This is a genomic window from Streptacidiphilus anmyonensis (genome assembly GCF_000787855.1).
Classification (GTDB): Bacteria; Actinomycetota; Actinomycetes; order Streptomycetales; family Streptomycetaceae; genus Streptacidiphilus; species Streptacidiphilus anmyonensis.
Genome location: NZ_BBPQ01000014.1, coordinates 116,796 through 131,915, shown reverse-complemented (window position 1 = coordinate 131,915; position 15,120 = coordinate 116,796). Strand labels below are relative to the sequence as shown.

The 15,120-nt window shown below is 73.9% G+C and carries 17 protein-coding genes; 8 read left to right on the top strand and 9 right to left on the bottom strand.

Annotation, left to right across the window (positions count from 1 at the left end; genetic code table 11):
• Position 1: 1 nt before the first annotated feature.
• Complete coding sequence (locus TR50_RS16330) at positions 2-283, top strand: hypothetical protein (protein ID WP_042421292.1); 282 nt, start codon at positions 2-4, stop codon at positions 281-283.
• Positions 284-352: 69 nt separating this feature from the next.
• Here TR50_RS16330 and TR50_RS16325 read toward each other — a convergent pair whose 3' ends face one another.
• Positions 353-1,150, bottom strand: a complete 798-nt coding sequence (locus TR50_RS16325) for a family 1 encapsulin nanocompartment shell protein (protein WP_042421397.1) — start codon at positions 1,148-1,150, stop codon at positions 353-355.
• A gap of 14 nt (positions 1,151-1,164) precedes the next feature.
• Positions 1,165-2,142, bottom strand: coding sequence for a Dyp-type peroxidase (locus TR50_RS16320; protein ID WP_042421289.1), 978 nt, complete (start codon positions 2,140-2,142; stop codon positions 1,165-1,167).
• A gap of 53 nt (positions 2,143-2,195) precedes the next feature.
• Here TR50_RS16320 and TR50_RS16315 point away from each other — a divergent pair, with 53 nt between their 5' ends.
• Positions 2,196-2,417, top strand: a complete 222-nt coding sequence (locus TR50_RS16315; protein ID WP_042421286.1) for a DUF1918 domain-containing protein — start codon at positions 2,196-2,198, stop codon at positions 2,415-2,417.
• Positions 2,418-2,553: 136 nt separating this feature from the next.
• Here the strand turns inward: TR50_RS16315 and TR50_RS16310 are convergent, their stop codons facing one another.
• The gene (locus TR50_RS16310; RefSeq protein ID WP_042381769.1) at positions 2,554-2,763 is read right to left on the bottom strand and encodes a DUF1918 domain-containing protein; all 210 of its coding nucleotides are present in this window, start codon (positions 2,761-2,763) and stop codon (positions 2,554-2,556) included.
• A gap of 105 nt (positions 2,764-2,868) precedes the next feature.
• Between TR50_RS16310 and TR50_RS16305 the strand changes: the two genes are divergently transcribed.
• On the top strand, positions 2,869-3,246 hold the full coding sequence (locus tag TR50_RS16305) for a thioesterase family protein (protein ID WP_042421284.1): 378 nt from the start codon (positions 2,869-2,871) through the stop codon (positions 3,244-3,246).
• A 198-nt stretch (positions 3,247-3,444) separates the two neighbouring features.
• Positions 3,445-5,853 (top strand): ATP-binding cassette domain-containing protein, encoded by a 2,409-nt coding sequence (locus TR50_RS16300; protein ID WP_042421281.1) that lies wholly within the window; start codon positions 3,445-3,447, stop codon positions 5,851-5,853.
• 146 nt (positions 5,854-5,999) lie between these two features.
• Here the strand turns inward: TR50_RS16300 and TR50_RS16295 are convergent, their stop codons facing one another.
• From TR50_RS16295 to TR50_RS16285, 3 genes are all read right to left on the bottom strand, one after another.
• Complete coding sequence (locus TR50_RS16295) at positions 6,000-6,500, bottom strand: GNAT family N-acetyltransferase (RefSeq protein ID WP_042421278.1); 501 nt, start codon at positions 6,498-6,500, stop codon at positions 6,000-6,002.
• Between the two features lie 76 nt (positions 6,501-6,576).
• Positions 6,577-6,771: a hypothetical protein gene (locus TR50_RS16290; RefSeq protein WP_042421275.1), complete on the bottom strand. Its 195-nt coding sequence runs from the start codon at positions 6,769-6,771 to the stop codon at positions 6,577-6,579.
• Entirely contained in the window at positions 6,768-7,973 is a 1,206-nt protein-coding gene (locus tag TR50_RS16285) for an MFS transporter (RefSeq protein WP_042421272.1), read from the bottom strand. Before TR50_RS16285 ends, TR50_RS16290 begins: the two co-directional genes overlap by 4 nt.
• Before the next feature lie 47 nt (positions 7,974-8,020).
• On the opposite strand from TR50_RS16285, the gene pdxR reads away from it, so the two are divergent.
• Both pdxR and TR50_RS16275 read left to right on the top strand, forming a co-directional pair.
• Positions 8,021-9,442, top strand: a complete 1,422-nt coding sequence (gene pdxR, locus TR50_RS16280) for a MocR-like pyridoxine biosynthesis transcription factor PdxR (RefSeq protein ID WP_042421267.1) — start codon at positions 8,021-8,023, stop codon at positions 9,440-9,442.
• A 334-nt stretch (positions 9,443-9,776) separates the two neighbouring features.
• Positions 9,777-10,673: an SDR family oxidoreductase gene (locus tag TR50_RS16275; RefSeq protein ID WP_042421265.1), complete on the top strand. Its 897-nt coding sequence runs from the start codon at positions 9,777-9,779 to the stop codon at positions 10,671-10,673.
• A 22-nt stretch (positions 10,674-10,695) separates the two neighbouring features.
• Here the strand turns inward: TR50_RS16275 and TR50_RS16270 are convergent, their stop codons facing one another.
• Complete coding sequence (locus TR50_RS16270) at positions 10,696-11,703, bottom strand: EamA family transporter (protein WP_063775080.1); 1,008 nt, start codon at positions 11,701-11,703, stop codon at positions 10,696-10,698.
• Positions 11,704-11,809: 106 nt separating this feature from the next.
• Here TR50_RS16270 and TR50_RS16265 point away from each other — a divergent pair, with 106 nt between their 5' ends.
• Positions 11,810-12,781: a LysR family transcriptional regulator gene (locus TR50_RS16265; RefSeq protein WP_042421261.1), complete on the top strand. Its 972-nt coding sequence runs from the start codon at positions 11,810-11,812 to the stop codon at positions 12,779-12,781.
• A gap of 25 nt (positions 12,782-12,806) precedes the next feature.
• On the opposite strand, the gene TR50_RS16260 is transcribed toward TR50_RS16265, so the two are convergent.
• Entirely contained in the window at positions 12,807-13,019 is a 213-nt protein-coding gene (locus TR50_RS16260; protein WP_042421258.1) for a hypothetical protein, read from the bottom strand.
• Positions 13,020-13,193: 174 nt separating this feature from the next.
• Here TR50_RS16260 and TR50_RS16255 point away from each other — a divergent pair, with 174 nt between their 5' ends.
• Positions 13,194-14,186: a magnesium transporter CorA family protein gene (locus TR50_RS16255; RefSeq protein ID WP_042421390.1), complete on the top strand. Its 993-nt coding sequence runs from the start codon at positions 13,194-13,196 to the stop codon at positions 14,184-14,186.
• Positions 14,187-14,204: 18 nt separating this feature from the next.
• On the opposite strand, the gene TR50_RS16250 is transcribed toward TR50_RS16255, so the two are convergent.
• Positions 14,205-14,945: an SDR family oxidoreductase gene (locus tag TR50_RS16250; protein ID WP_042421255.1), complete on the bottom strand. Its 741-nt coding sequence runs from the start codon at positions 14,943-14,945 to the stop codon at positions 14,205-14,207.
• Positions 14,946-15,120: the final 175 nt, after the last annotated feature.

The following is a 15,120-nucleotide window of genomic DNA, read 5'->3' as shown; positions in this document are numbered from 1 at the left end:
CATGGCGCACCACAAGTCGAACAAGGCCGTCGAGGGCGACCCGGACACCGGCCACGGCGGTGGCCTGCCCCGACGCCCCGACGAGGAAGAACTCGAAGAGCGCACCGAGCTGGACCGCGAGGAGGTCGGCCTGGACCCCGGGGCCGAACCGGACGACGCCGAGGCCTACGCGGGAGAGTCGGCCGAGGTGGACCGCGAGGCGGCGAGCGGCGAGCTGACCTCGGACGCGGGTGCGCACCGCAAGGACCGTGAGGCGTTCCCGCCCAGCGACTACGGCGGCTGAGCGTCCCGCCGACCAACGTCGGCCCTGGGCGTCCCGCCTTCCCACCCGCCCGCTCAGGAGCGGCCCCGATCAGGGCCGCAGCACCACGACGGCCTCGTCCGTGTAGGTGAGGAAGGTCAGCGTCTGCTGGAAGTACAGCTCGACGCTGTCCTTGTCGTGCGAGGTGTAGCCGATCGACAGGTCCTGGCCCAGCCGCAGCTCGAAGTCGCCGCCGCGGGTGGACAGGACGTAGCCGCCGCTGAGCGCGGGCGCCCAGACCAGCCCGCCGTCGACCATGCGCTCGACGTGCTTGGCGACCGGGTACCCGTGATCGGAGGTCTCGTTCACGGCCGTGTATTGGTCCGCGCCCAGCAGCACCGCGTACGGGCCGTCGACGCCGGCCAGCCGCAGCGCGGTCAGCGCGCTGCTGACGACGTCGGGGTAGGCGTCCGGATCGGCCGGGAGGCTGATCACCGGGTTGGAACTGCGGGTGCGCAGGCCGTCGATCCCGGCCGCCGGGTAGCCGTCGAAGATCGCCTGGTCCTCGGCGAAGGCCATCACCCGCGCCGCGTCCTTGACCGGCTGCCAGTCGGAGTCCTGCGCGCCGCGCTCGACGTCGTCGACGGCCGCGCGGGTGACCGTGAACGGCACCCGCAGCTCGACCAGCCGCCGCGCCTCCCGCAGGCGCGCTGCGACGCGCGCGGCCGGGGGCTCGATGTCGGCGAGATGGCCCGTCCCGACGGCGGCCAGCTCGGGGCCGGCCGGGCCGGTCACGTCCACCACGCGCCGGCCCGCGACATGCCGCCGGAAGGACCGTCGCGCCTCCGCCTCGATCTGCGCCCAGGCCGCGGGCGTGATCGGGGCGAGCTCGCGGTGGAGGTTGTTCATCCCGCTGGTGGCCGTCATGATGACGCTCCTTTGAGACTGCCGATGCCCAGGGACCCGCCCGTGTCGGCGCCGCCGGGGACGCCGTCGAGGAAGTCCGCGCTCGGGACGAAGAACAGGCATCCGGTGACGGGGGTGGAGAAGTCGAGGATGCGGTCGGTGGTGCCCGGCGGGTCGCCCAGGAACATGTTGCGGAGCATCCGCTCCGTCACCTCGGGCGTGCGCGCGTAGCCGATGAAGTAGGTGCCGAACTCGCCGCGGCCCACCGTGCCGAACGGCATGTTCTCGCGGACGATCTGCCGCTGGCGTCCGTCCTCGCCCACGATCGTGTTCAGCGCGACGTGCGAGTTCGGCGGCTTGACGTCGTCGGGCATCTCCACGTTGGCGTCCTTGCTGCGGCCGATGGCCCGCTCCTGCTCCTCTGTGGTGAGCTCCGCCCACGCGGCCATGTCGTGGAGGTACTTCTGCACGATCACATAGCTGCCGCCGCGGAACCGCGGGTCCTCGTCGGTGAGGTGGACCGCGGCCTCGGCGGCCTGGTCCTCGGGGTTCTCGCTGCCGTCGACGAAGCCGAGCAGGTCGCGCTCGTCGAAGTACTTGAAGCCGTGCACCTCGTCGACGACGGTGACGGCGTCGTGCAGGCGGTCGGTGATCAGGCGGGCGAGCTCGAAGCACAGGTCCATGCGCTGGGCGCGGATGTGGAAGAGCAGGTCGCCCGGCGTCGCGGGCGCGTGGTGCACCGGGCCGTCCAGCGCCGGGAACGGGTGCAGCTCGCGCGGCCTCGGGCCGTCGAAGAGGCGGTCCCAGGCGTCCGAACCGATCCCGGCCACGCAGCCGAGCAGGTCGCCCGGGGACCGGAAGCCCACCGACCGCACCAGGCCCGCCAGGTCCTGGAGCAGCCCCCGCACCGCTTCCTCGCCGCCGTCGGCGATCGTGCCGACCAAGAAGACGGCGGCTCGCGTCGGGGGTCTGACGATGCTCTGCGGTGTCGCCATGGGGCTCCTAGAATGGTGGGGCTCGGATTCGGCCCGGAAGGGAGGCGGTCCGCATGCAAGCCGCCAGAGGCGACTGGCTGTCGATGCAGGGCCGCGCCGCGGCATACGGCAAGGTCGCGCGGGTCACCGAGGTGCTGGGCGAGCGCGGCGGGCCGCCCTACCGGGTCGAGTACCCGGACGGCCGCTCGGCCGTCGTCGGGCCGGGACCGGGCTCGCACATCCGCTGCGTCAAGCAGCGGGTGGAGACCATCCGCCCTGACGCGTCGTATCTCTGAGTTCTCTGTCTCCCTCGGTCCCGTCCGCCTCGCTCCCGTCCGCGCGGGAGCGCGCCGCGCGGCCGCCGTCCGTGAACGGCGGCCGCGCAGGTGCGTGCCCGCAGCCCCCGCCACCGAACGGGTGAAGCCTCCGGCGTCAGCCGACCGCTCCCGCTCCGTGCTCCTTCGGGTGCTCCAGCTCGCAGTCGGAGCCGGGGTACACCTCGGCCTGGTGCCCGTCGTCGAACTCCACCAGGTACGGAGGTCCGCCGTCCGGGCCGATCACCTTCAGGACCCGCCCGTAGTGGTCCGGGGTGCCCACCTGATGCCCGAGAAATCGCAGCCGGTCCCCTGCCTTGGCCTTCATCTGCCGCTCACCGCCTTCCTCCTCGCGTCCTTCAAGCTCACCACCCCGCCGGGGGACCAGCAACCGATGCCCACCCGCGGTGGGCGCGCGGGATAGCGTGCTGCCATGCGGCATCACGTGAACGAAGAGGACACCGCGATCGCGCTGGGCAGCGGCGACGTGCCGGTGCTGGCCACGCCCCGGCTGGTCGCGTGGATGGAGGCGGCGACCGTCGAGGCGGCGCGGCCGTTCGTGGGGCCGGGGCAGACCAGCGTCGGCACGGCGGTGCGGGTGGAGCACCTGCGGGCCGCGGCGGTCGGCGGTTCCGTGGCGGTCACCGCCGAGGCCGGGCCCGCCGACGGGCGCCGGCTGACGTTTCGCGTGCGGGCGGTCGACGACGACGGCCGACTGGTCGGCTCGGGCGAGATCGACCGCGCCGTCGTGGACCGCGACCGCTTCCTCGCCGCACGTCCGGCACGCGGCGACGACAGCGGCGGCGCATGACGCCCGGCGCGGTGCCGCGGAGGTCTGGCCGCTGACCTCCGGCCGATGCCCGGAGGGCACGGCGACCCGCGCCTGGGCCGTCGTCACCTCGGGTGGCCGGCAGGCGCCGGCGGACCGGAGCGCTGTCGTAGGGCCCGGCTACGATCGGTCGTGCCCGTCGGTGGTCACGTCGGCCACGGCGATCCTGAGGGAGACACGATGAGCAAGGCGAAGCGGGGCGACCAGCCGTCTTCCCCGGGGGGCGGCGGCGCCGACACCCATGACGTGATCCGGGTCCACGGCGCGCGCGAGAACAACCTCAAGGACGTCGCCGTCGAGATCCCCAAGCGCCGCCTGACGGTGTTCACGGGGGTGTCCGGCTCGGGCAAGAGTTCGCTCGTCTTCGACACCATCGCCGCCGAGTCGCAGCGGCTGATCAACGAGACCTACAGCGCCTTCGTGCAGGGCTTCATGCCGACGCTCGCGCGGCCCGACGTCGACGTGCTGGAGGGCCTGACCACGGCCATCCTCGTCGACCAGCAGCGCATGGGCGGCGATCCGCGCTCCACGGTCGGGACGGCCACCGACGCCAACGCGATGCTGCGCATCCTGTTCAGCCGCCTCGGGCAGCCGCACATCGGCTCGCCGAAGGCGTACTCCTTCAACGTGCCCTCGATCAGCGGAGCGGGCGCGGTCACCCTGGAGCGCGGCGGCAAGCAGGTCAAGGAGCGGCGCAGCTTCAGCATCACCGGCGGCATGTGCCCGCGCTGCGAGGGCCGGGGCTCGGTCTCGGACATCGACCTGACCCAGCTGTTCGACGACTCCAAGTCGCTCGCCGAGGGCGCGCTCACCGTGCCCGGGTACACCCCGGGCGGCTGGAACTACCGCCTCTACGCCGCCTCGGGCTTCGTCGACGAGGACAAGCCCATCCGCAAGTACACCAAGAAGGAACGCAACGACTTCCTGTACCACGAGCCGGTGCGGATGAAGATCGCGGGCATCAACATGACCTACGAGGGTCTGGTGCCGCGCATCCAGAAGTCGATGCTCTCCAAGGACCAGGACTCGCTCCAGCCGCACATCCGCGCGTTCGTGGACCGGGCGGTCACCTTCGCCGTGTGCCCGGAGTGCGGCGGCTCGCGGCTGAGCGAGGCGGCGCGGTCGTCGAAGATCGACGGCAGGAGCATCGGCGACGTGTGCGCGATGCAGATCAGCGACCTCGCGGCGTGGGTACGCGGCCTGGACGAGCCCTCGGTCGCGCCGCTGCTGGAGTCGCTGCGGGCGCTGCTGGACTCCTTCGTCGAGATCGGCCTCGGCTACCTCTCCCTGGACCGCCCGTCCGGGACGCTCTCGGGCGGCGAGGCGCAGCGGGTGAAGATGATCCGCCACCTCGGGTCCTCGCTGACCGACGTCACCTACGTCTTCGACGAGCCCACGATCGGCCTGCACCCGCACGACATCCAGCGGATGAACGAGCTGCTGCTGCGCCTGCGCGACAAGGGCAACACCGTGCTGGTGGTCGAGCACAAGCCGGAGGCGATCGCGATCGCCGACCACGTCGTCGACCTCGGCCCCGGCGCCGGCTCGGCCGGCGGCACGGTCTGCTTCGAGGGCACGGTCGACGGGCTACGCAGGAGCGGGACGGTGACGGGCCGTCACCTCGACGACCGGGCCGCGGTCAAGGAGAAGGTGCGCGAGCCGAGCGGGACGCTGCCGATCCGCGGCGCGTCGACGAACAACCTGCGCGATGTGGACGTCGACATCCCGCTCGGGGTGCTGGTCGTGGTGACGGGCGTCGCGGGCTCGGGCAAGAGCTCGCTGCTGCACGGCTCGCTGCCGAAGCAGTCGGAGGCGACGGCGGCGGGCGTGGTCTCGGTCGACCAGACCCCGATCCGCGGCTCGCGGCGCAGCAACCCGGCGACGTACTCGGGGCTGCTGGAGCCGATCCGCAAGGCGTTCGCGAAGGCGAACGGGGTGAAGCCGGCGCTGTTCAGCTCCAACTCCGAGGGCGCCTGCCCGAACTGCAACGGCGCGGGCGTCATCTACACGGATCTGGGCATGATGGCGACGGTCTCCAGCGTCTGCGAGGAGTGCGACGGCAAGCGGTTCGACTCCTCGGTGCTGGACTACCACCTCGGCGGCAGGGACATCAGCGAGGTGCTGGCGATGTCGGTCACCGAGGCGGAGCAGTTCTTCGCCTCGGGCGAGGCCAAGACGCCCGCCGCGCACGCCATCCTGGCACGCCTCGCCGACGTCGGCCTGGGCTACCTGACGCTCGGCCAGCCGCTGACCACCCTGTCGGGCGGGGAGCGCCAACGGCTCAAGCTGGCGACGCAGATGGCGGAGAAGGGCGGCGTCTACATCCTGGACGAGCCCACCACCGGCCTCCACCTCGCGGACGTGGAGCAGTTGTTGGGCCTGCTGGACCGGATCGTCGACTCGGGCAAGTCGGTCGTCGTCATCGAGCACCACCAGGCGGTCATGGCCCACGCCGACTGGATCGTCGACCTCGGTCCGGGAGCCGGCCACGACGGCGGCCGCGTCGTCTTCGAGGGCACCCCGGCCGACCTGGTCGCCGCCCGCTCCACCCTTACGGGCGAGCACCTGGCCTCGTACGTGGGCGCCTGAGCCCGCCGGCTCCCGTCCTGCCTCAGCTGGGAAGGCAGGACGGGAGCCGGGGAGACCCTGCGCCGGCGGCGCGCGAGATCAGCGGGCCGCGCCGGCGCGTCCGGGAGCAGCCGTCCCTCCCGACGCTGCGTCGGCGAGACCGCGGGCTACGGTCGGGGTTCCAGCTCGCGCTGGTACCAGGTGCCCGGCTTGCCGCCGAGGTCGGCGGGGTCGGCCGGGCCGGTCGGGACGAACCCGGCTTTGGCCAGCACCTTCTGGGACGCGGCGTTGGCGTGGGAGGTGGCTGCCCGCAGGGAGCGCAGGCCGTGCCGCGCGGCCGCCAGCCGGCACAGCTCCAGGACGGTCGCGGTCGCTACGCCGCGCCCGGCGACGTGCTGCGCGACCCGGTAGCCGAGGTTGGCCGTGCCGTCCTTCAGGTCGTACAGGTTGAACCGGCCCAGCACCGAGCCGTCGTCGGCGACCAGGACGTAGAAGGCGCAGTCGCCGGCTTCCTGCTCGGCCAGCATGGCGCTGTGCCGGTCGGCGAACCGGTCGTAGAACTCGTCGCCCCGGTCCGAGATCGAGGCGGCGAAGTAGGCACGGTTGGCCAGCTCGAAGGCCAGGACCGCCGGGGCGTGGTCGGCGTCCAACTGCTGCAGCTCAGGCACGGCGCAACTGTACTCAGGCGGGGAGCCGAGGCCACCTGGGTTTCCACCGCGTCGGCGGGAAGCGCCGGCGCGGGCGTCACCAGCGGCACAGGCGCGGGCCGCCGTTGGCGCTGGCGTTGGCGGGGGCGTCCGGTGCGGCGGGGGCGTCCTCGGGCTGCGCGCCGTCGCGGTGGGAGTCGTCGCGGTGCGCGTCGTCGGACCCCGGGTACAAGCCGCGCGGGTTCGGGTCGTGGGGGTTCAGGTCGTGCGGGATCGCGTGGTGCGGGTTCACTTCGGGGTCTCCTTCGTCTGAGGGGTCGGGGTGGAGCGGCGGTCGGTGAGGGCCGGGGCGAGGGCGGTGAGCATCGCGAGGGCGGTCAGGGCGAAGGCCCACCGGTAGCCGGTGGCGGTCGCGACCCAGCCGAAGGCGAGCGCGCCGACGCCCATGCCGGCGTCGTAGGCGAAGTTCCACAGCGCGCTGACGGTGCCGTAGGCGGCCTCCGGGACGCGGCAGTACATCAGCGTCAGCGTGGAGTTCTGGGCGAGGCCGAAGCCGGTGCCGAACAGCGCCATCGCGGCGACGACGGCCACCGGGCCGCCCGCCAGGGCCAGGAGCAGCGTGCCGAGCGCGGCCAGCAGCAGGCCGGGGATCACCAGACCGGCGGGGCCCCGGCGGTCGCCGCGGCGGCCCGCCACCCAGCGGGCGACGGTGGCGGCGGCGGGCTGGACGAGCAGCGCGGCGGTGACCGTCCCGCTCTGCGAGCGTGGGACAGTGAGCGGGAGGAAGGTGACGACGATCCCGACCGCGAGGGTGGTCGCCGCGAACACCAGGGCCGGGCGCAGGAGTTCGCCGGTGCGGAGGCCCTCGGCCACGCTGACGCCGCGTCCTGCCGCCCGGACCCGGTCGGGCAGGCCCGGCACGGCGACGATCGCGGCCAGTGCGGACACGGCGCCGGCGGTGAAGACCACGCCGTAGCCGGCGTGCGCGGCCAGCCAGACGCCGAGCGGCAGCGCGACAAGGGCCGGCACGCCGCTGACGATCCCGACCAACGCCAGCCCCTCGCCCCGCCGTTCGGCCGGGACCAGCGACGCCGTGAGCGCGCCTCCGGCCACGACGGTGAACGCGAAGCCGATGCCGCGCAGCGCGCAGACGGTGGCGACCGCCCACAGCGCGCCGGACGCGGTGAGCGCCAGCGCGGGCGCGCCCAGCAGCGCCAACCCGGTGGCCAGCACCACGCGGTAGCCGAGTCGGCCGACCAGCGCGGGGGTGGCGAGCTCACCGGCGACGGTGGAGAGCATCAGGGCCGCCGTGGCCAGACCGGCGCTCCCGCCCCCGCCTCCGTGCGCGGCGGCGAAGCCGGGGACGGCGGCGAGCAGCAGGTAGAAGCTGGTGGAGCCGCCGAGCAGGGAGACGAACCGCAGCAGCAACGGCCGTGTCACCAACGGCGGCCGGGGCGTGACGGAGGCGGGGGAGGAAGCGACGGTTTCGGTCACGGCAGGACGCTAAGCGGCCGACCGGACCGCCGGTAAGCTCCAGTTCCATGCCTCCGCAGTGGTCCAGTTCCTCGCCCGAGCTGCTGCTGAGCGTCGACCGCTCGGACCGTCGGCCGCTGCGCGCGCAGCTGGAGCACGCACTGCGCGACGCGATCCGGACCGGTCGGCTCCAGGTGGGCGAGCGGCTGCCGTCCTCGCGGGAGCTCGCGCGGACGGCGGAAGTCTCGCGCGGTCTGGTACAGGAGTGCTACGCCCAACTCCAGGCCGAGGGCTACCTGGTGACGCGTCCTGGCTCCGCGACCCGGGTGGCCGCGGGCGCGGCGGCGCCCGCCGGGACCGCCCGGCCGGACCCGGGCGGGGAGCGGCTGCTGGCCGACTTCTGCTGGGGCGTCCCCGACCTGCGTTCGTTTCCGCTCCAGGACTGGCTCTGGGCGACCCGCGAGGCGGCGCGGGCGATGCCGCCGGCCGCGTTCGGCTACGGCGACCCGCGCGGCAGCGCGGAACTGCGGGAGGTGCTGGCCGGGTATCTGCGCCGGGTGCGGGCCGCGGCGGCCGATCCGGAGCGGATCGTGGTGTGCAACGGGTACGCCCAGGGGCTGGGGCTGACCCTGCGGGTCCTGGCGGACGGCGGGGTGCGGGCCGTGGCCTTCGAGGACCCGGGCTCCCCCGCGACGGTCGGCGCGGCCGCGGCGGCGGCCGGCCTGCGCGCGGTGCCCGTCCCCGTGGACGCGCACGGCCTGGACGTGGCGGCGCTCGCGCGCACCGACGCGCGGGCGGTGGTGGTCACCCCGGCGCACCAGTGGCCGACCGGTGTCGCCCTGGCCCCGGAGCGGCGGTTGGCGCTGCTGGCCTGGGCCCGTGAACGCGACGGGTTCGTCATCGAGGACGACTACGACGCCGAGCACCGCTACGACCGCGAGCCGGTCGGGGCGCTCCAGGGGCTGGCGCCGGACCGGGTCGTCTCCCTCGGCACCGTCAGCAAGTCCCTCGCTCCGGCGCTTCGGATCGGCTGGATGCTGTGCCCGCCGGGGCTGACCGACGCCGTCACCGCGCAGAAGCACCTGAGCGACCGCGGTACTCCCACGCTCGAACAGCTGGCCCTGGCACGCCTGATGGAGTCCGGCCGGTTCGACCGCCACCTGCGTCGGATGCGGGCGACCTACGCCGCACGCCGTGACGCGCTGCTGGAGGCCCTGGCCGAACACGCGCCGGGCGTGCGGGTGACGGGTCTCGCCGCTGGTTTCCACGCCGTCGCCCACCTGCCGGAGGAGGCCGATGAGCAGCGGGTGGTCCGCGCGGCGCGGGCACGGTCGGTGGGGCTGCACGGCATGAGCGCGTGCCGCGCCTCGCGCGACGCGCGTCCGCCGCAGCTCGTCCTGGGCTTCGGCAACGTCGGGATCCGCGCGGTCAGGGCGGGCATCGCGGCGGTGGGCGACCTGCTGGCCGCCCCTTCCTCCCTGGCCCGCTAGGGCCGGCGGCCGCCAACCTCTGCCCGGCCAGCCGCGGCGTCGTGGGGGCACCTCCCAGCCGAAGGCGGGGGGAGTGCGTGCCAGGCGTCGCGGCAGGGCAAAGGTCGGCGGGCGCGGCACCAGCCAGTTCGCCTGGCCTGTCGGCCCGTCGGCGCGGCGACCGCGTTCCGACCTGGCTGCCGGCGGCCTGCTACCGCGCCCGCCCGTGCGAGCGCCGAGCCTCCCATGCCCGCCGTTCCGGGTGGCGGCGACAGGAGATTGATGACAGTCGCTGACATCGAGTGTTACGGTAGTTGATGTCAGCCACTGACATAGTCCAGGAAGGACCCCTGCCATGCGCGTCTTCATCACCGGCGCTTCCGGCTGGATCGGCTCGGCCGTCACCGACGAACTGCTCGCCCACGGCCACGAGGTCGTCGGGCTCGCCCGCTCCGACGAGAGCGCGGCCGCGCTCGAGGCCAAGGGCGCCGTCGCCCACCGCGGCACCCTCGACGACCCCGAGGGTCTGGCCAAGGCGGCCGGCGCGGCCGACGGCGTGATCCACCTCGCGTTCAAGCACGACTTCACCGACTACGCGGGCGCCGGCCGCACCGAGAACGCCGCGGTCGCGCGGATGCTCGACGCGCTGGAGGGCAGCGAGCGTCCGTTCCTGCTCGCCTCGGGCCTGGCCTCCTCCGTCACCGGCCGACCGCTGACCGAGCAGGACGCCTCACCGTTCCACGGCGAGGACTCGATGCGCGGCGGCAGCGAGAACCTCGCCCTCTCCGCCGCCGACCGCGGCGTCCGGGCGGTGGCGCTGCGCTTCTCCCCCACCGTCCACGGCCTGGGCGGCGACCACGGCTTCGTCGCCAGGCTCGCGCAGATCGCCAAGGAGCACGGCGCGGCGGGCTACATCGGCGACGGCGCGAGCCACTGGGCGGCCGTGCACCGCACGGACGCCGCGCGCATGGTCCGGCTCGCCCTGGAGAAGGCCCCGGCGGGGTCCCGGATGCACGCGGTGGGCGAGAGCGGCATCCCCTCCCGCGACATCGCGGCCGCGCTCGGCGAGTACCTCGGCCTGCCGACGGTCTCCGTCGCGCGGGAGGACGCCGAGGCGCACTTCGGCTGGATCGGGCACTTCTTCGGCATGGACATCGTCGCGTCCAACGCCCGCACCCGGGACCTGCTCGGCTGGGCCCCGACCGGCCCCACCCTGCTGGAGGACATCGCCGCGGGCGCCTACGCGGTGTAGGTCCTGTTCGGGGACCGGCCGTTCAGGCGGCCCGGCCCGTGCAGACCGGGACGAGGCGCTCGTCGTCGGCGGGTTCCGCGGGGCGCTCCGGCTGGACCGACGGGGTCGGCAGGGCCGACGGGACCGGTTCCGGCCGGGCGCCGCTGCGGGTCGCGCCCACTCCGGCGACGACCACAAAGGCGACGCCGAGTGCCGGGCCCGCGCCCGGGACCTGGTGCAGCACCAGGATGCCGACCAGCAGCGCTATCGCCGGCTCCAGGCTCATCAAGGTCCCGAACGAGGAGGCCGTCAGCCGCCGCAGGGCCTGGAACTCCAGGGCGTAGGGCACGAGGGGGCTCAGCACCGCGAGCCCGAGCATGATCAGTGCGGGCCCCCAGGACAGCCGTCCGCCGAGCGTGGGCGCGGCCACCAGCATGGCGACGACCGCGGCGACCGGCATCGAGACGGCGAGTCCGCTCAGGCCGGTGACGCGGTCGCCGACGTGCTGGGTGAGCAGGATGTACGCCGCCCAGCAGGACGCGGCCGCCAGTGCGAAGGCCAGGCCGACGGGGTCGAGGCCGCCGTGCCAGGGCTCGGTGAGCAGGACGACGCCCAACCCGGCGGCCAGGGTCCACACGCGGCGGCCGTGTCCGGGGCCGAACAGGGACACCGCGAGCGGGCCGAGGAACTCCAGCGCGCTCACCGTGCCGAACGGCAGCCGGGCGATGGCCAGGGCGAAGAACACCGTCAGGCCCGAGGTCACCACGCCGAGGAGCACGCAGGCGGCAAGATCGCGGCCCGCGAAGTCGCGGCGGCGCGGCCGGACCAGCACCAGCAGCACCAGGCCGGCCCAGGCCAGCCGCAGTCCGGCGGTGCCGAGGACGCCGAGACTGGCGAACATCGGGACCGTGAGCGCCGCGCCGAGCTGGACGGTGCTCATGGAGGCCACGCCCATGAGGGTTCCCGTGCGGGCGGCCCGGTGGCGGGCGGAAACGGACATGGGCGTGGACGTGGGCGCGGGGAGGGCGGTGGAGTGGCCGGTGGTGCTCATGTGTACGAGTACATCGCGCCGCAAACGTCCACGTCCACGTGCGGATCATGGACGTACCGTCCATGATTTCCGGACGATCGCGGGCGGGCGGCCCGACAATGGCCCTATGGAGACACGTCGCCTGCAAGTCCTGGTGGAGTTGGCCCGGCTCGGTTCGATGCGGGCCGTGGCCGACACCCTGCGCACGACCACGTCCACCGTCTCCCAGCAGATCGCCACGCTGGCGCGGGAGACCGGCGCGCCGCTGGTCGAGCCGCATGGGCGGCGGGTGCGGCTCACACCCGCCGGGCGGCGGCTGGTCGAGCACGCGACCGTCATCCTGGCCGCCGTCGAGGCGGCGCAGCGGGACCTCTCCGCGGACGCGGAGCCCAGCGGCACGCTGCGGGTGGCCGGTTTCGCGACGGGGCTGCGCGCCCACCTGCTGCCGATCGTGGCCACGCTCGCCGAGGAGCACCCGCGCCTGCACGTCCTGGTGCGCGAACACGAACCCGCCGAGGCGCTGGCGCTGCTGGCGGAGGACGAGGTGGATCTCGCGCTCGTCTACGACTACAACCTGGCCCCCGCCGCGCCCGACCCGGCCGTGAAAGCGGTTCCGCTGTGGACGGCCGCCTGGGGTCTCGGCGTGCCGGCGAGCGAGTCCGACGCCGGACCGGCCACCTCGGCGGAGGTCTTCGCCCGCTTCCGCTCGGCGGACTGGATCGGCAACTCCCGCAACACGGCCGACGAGACGGTGATCCGGACGCTGTCCTCGATGGCCGGGTTCAGCGCCCGGCTCACCCACCGCTCGGACAGCCTCGACCTGGTCGAGTCCATGATCGTCGCCGGTCTCGGCGTCGGCCTGCTGCCGGCGGACCGCCCCACCGCGCCCGGGGTCCGCCTGCTGCCCCTGACCAACCCCGAGGTGTCCCTGCGCGCCTACGCGGTGACCCGCCGCGGCCGCTCGGACTGGCCCCCGCTGGCCCTCCTCGCCGACCTGCTCCGCCGCCGCGCGCGGGACGACCACCCGGGGCCGCGGCGGCCGAGGTCGACGGGGCCGGGGTCGCAGGGGCCGGGCGACCGGCCCGCCCCCGAGCAGTGAACCCGCGCGACCGACTGTCGGACCGTCAGCCACCCGCGCGCGGGTCCCCGGTCACGAACTCCGCCGCGGACAACGCGGCCCGGCCGGTGCACGGAGCGCCGCTCGGCGTCGGCCAGGCGCTGAGGTCCACCGCGCCGCCGGCGGCACGAGCGAGACCGATGTCCACGCAGACGCCGCTGCGTTGGGGGTCGGCGAGGACGGCGAGGTCGCCGGTCGAGGCGTAGGCGTCCGCGCCCATCGCGGGGTGGGAGGCGGCTGGTGACGGTCGCTCCGGGGCGGCCCGCCCAGCCGCCCGTCCGGCGGGCGCTCTCGCACGCAACTGCCGCCCGGCGCCGACGAGTCGACCGGATCCGGCCACCCGGGTGACGAAGGACACGGCGGAGCTGGCAGGACATGCCGATAGGGTGTGCCGATGGCCGAAACCGCTCGCTCCGCCCGGACCCGTCTCTACCAGGACGGCAAGCTCGTCCTGGAGGGCTTCCCCCTCCCGGAGATATCCGATCACCTCGCCGAGACCGGCACGGTCGTGTGGCTCGACCTGTGCGCGCCGACGCCGGCCGACTTCGACGTGATCACCGAGGAGTTCGGCCTGCACGAGCTCGCCGTCGAGGACGCGCGGCACGAGCACCAGCGGCCCAAGCTGGACCGGTACGCGGACCACTGTTTCCTCAGCATGTACGCGGTGTGCGCGGGCCGGGGCGGCGAGGAGCTGAGCATCAGCGAGCTGTCGGTGTTCGTCACCGCGAACGCGCTGATCACCGTCCGCCTGGACGACCGGTTCGACATGGACGACGTGGTGGTGCGTTGGGACAACGCGCCCGCCCTCGCCGAGCACGGCGTCGGCTTCCTGCTGCACGGCCTGCTCGACCAGGTGGTCGACGGGCACTTCCGGGCCGTGCAGGAGATGGACGACCGGATCGAGGAGATCGAGGAGGGCCTCTTCGACGGGACCGCCGGGGAGGACCGCGACATCCAGCGGGCGGCGTTCGCGCTGCGCAAGAACCTGGTGCGGCTGCGCCGGATCGTGCTGCCCATGCGGGAGATGGTCAACACGCTGATGCGCCGCGACCTGCACTTCGTCAACGAGTCGATGGTGCCGTACTACCAGGACGTCTACGACCACGTGCTGCGGGTCACGGAGTGGACGGAGTCGCTGCGCGACATGGTCGGCTCGATCATGGAGACCAACCTGACCATCCAGGGCAACCGGATGAACATGATCATGAAGAAGGTGACCAGCTGGGCTTCGATCGTCGCCGTCCCCACCGCCGTCACCGGCTTCTACGGGCAGAACGTCCCCTACCCCGGGTTCAACACCGCCTGGGGCTTCTGGTGCTCCACCGGCGTCACCGTCGCGCTCTCGGTCGCCCTCTACTTCAGCTTCAAGCGCCGCGACTGGATCTGATCACCCGCCGTCCGACGATCACCACGGCACGGGCGTGCCGTCCCAGGACAGGAACGCGCCCGTCGGGCCGTCGTCGGGGAGCAGCGCCAGGCGGACCGCGCCGGCCGCGGCCTCGGCCGGATCGCCGTCGCTGGCGGCGGCGCGTTCGTTGAGGTCGGTGCGCCGCAGGCCGGGGGCGAGGGCGTTGACCTTGATGCCCTCGGGGGCCAGCGTCTGGGCGTAGAAGAGGGTGAGCGCGTTGAGCGCGGTCTTGGAGCTGCGGTAGGCCGCACCCGAACCGGCCGCGAGTGCGAACTCGCGGGCCGGGTCGGCGCTCCAGGCGAGCGATCCGGTGCCGCTGGAGATGTTCACGATCCGCGGCGCGGGCGAGCGGCGCAGCGCCGGGAGGAAGGCGTTGGTCACCGTCAGCACGCCGAAGAGGTTGGTCTCGAAGGTCCGCCGGAAGGCGTCGAGGTCCGCGTCGGGCGCGGTGCTGCCCTCGGCCATCATCCCGGCGTTGTTGACCAGGATGTCCAGCCGCTCGACCTCGGCAGCGGCCTTCGCGACGCCGCTCGGGTCGGTGACGTCGAGCACGAGCAGCCGCACGTCCGCGGCGCCGTCGCCGTCCGCGTTCAGCTCCGCGACGGCCTGTCGGCCGCGTTCGGCGTCGCGTGCCCCGAGCAGCACGCGTACGCCGGACGCCGCGAGCTGCCGCGCGATCTCCTTGCCGATCCCCTTGTTGGCGCCGGTCACGAGTGCGGTGGTGGTTGCGTTGTCCATGCCCTCCAGCCTTCCCGACCGGCCGCTCCGTAGCCAGGTGGGAACGGTGCCAGGGTACGGGCCGAGGATCACCGCACGGACGGCCCGGTGCGCCCGGTGCGACGCCGCGGCGACGGCGAGCGTCAGGTGCGTCAGCGAGACCCCACTCCTCCCCGACGGCCGCCAGGCGCTCGAC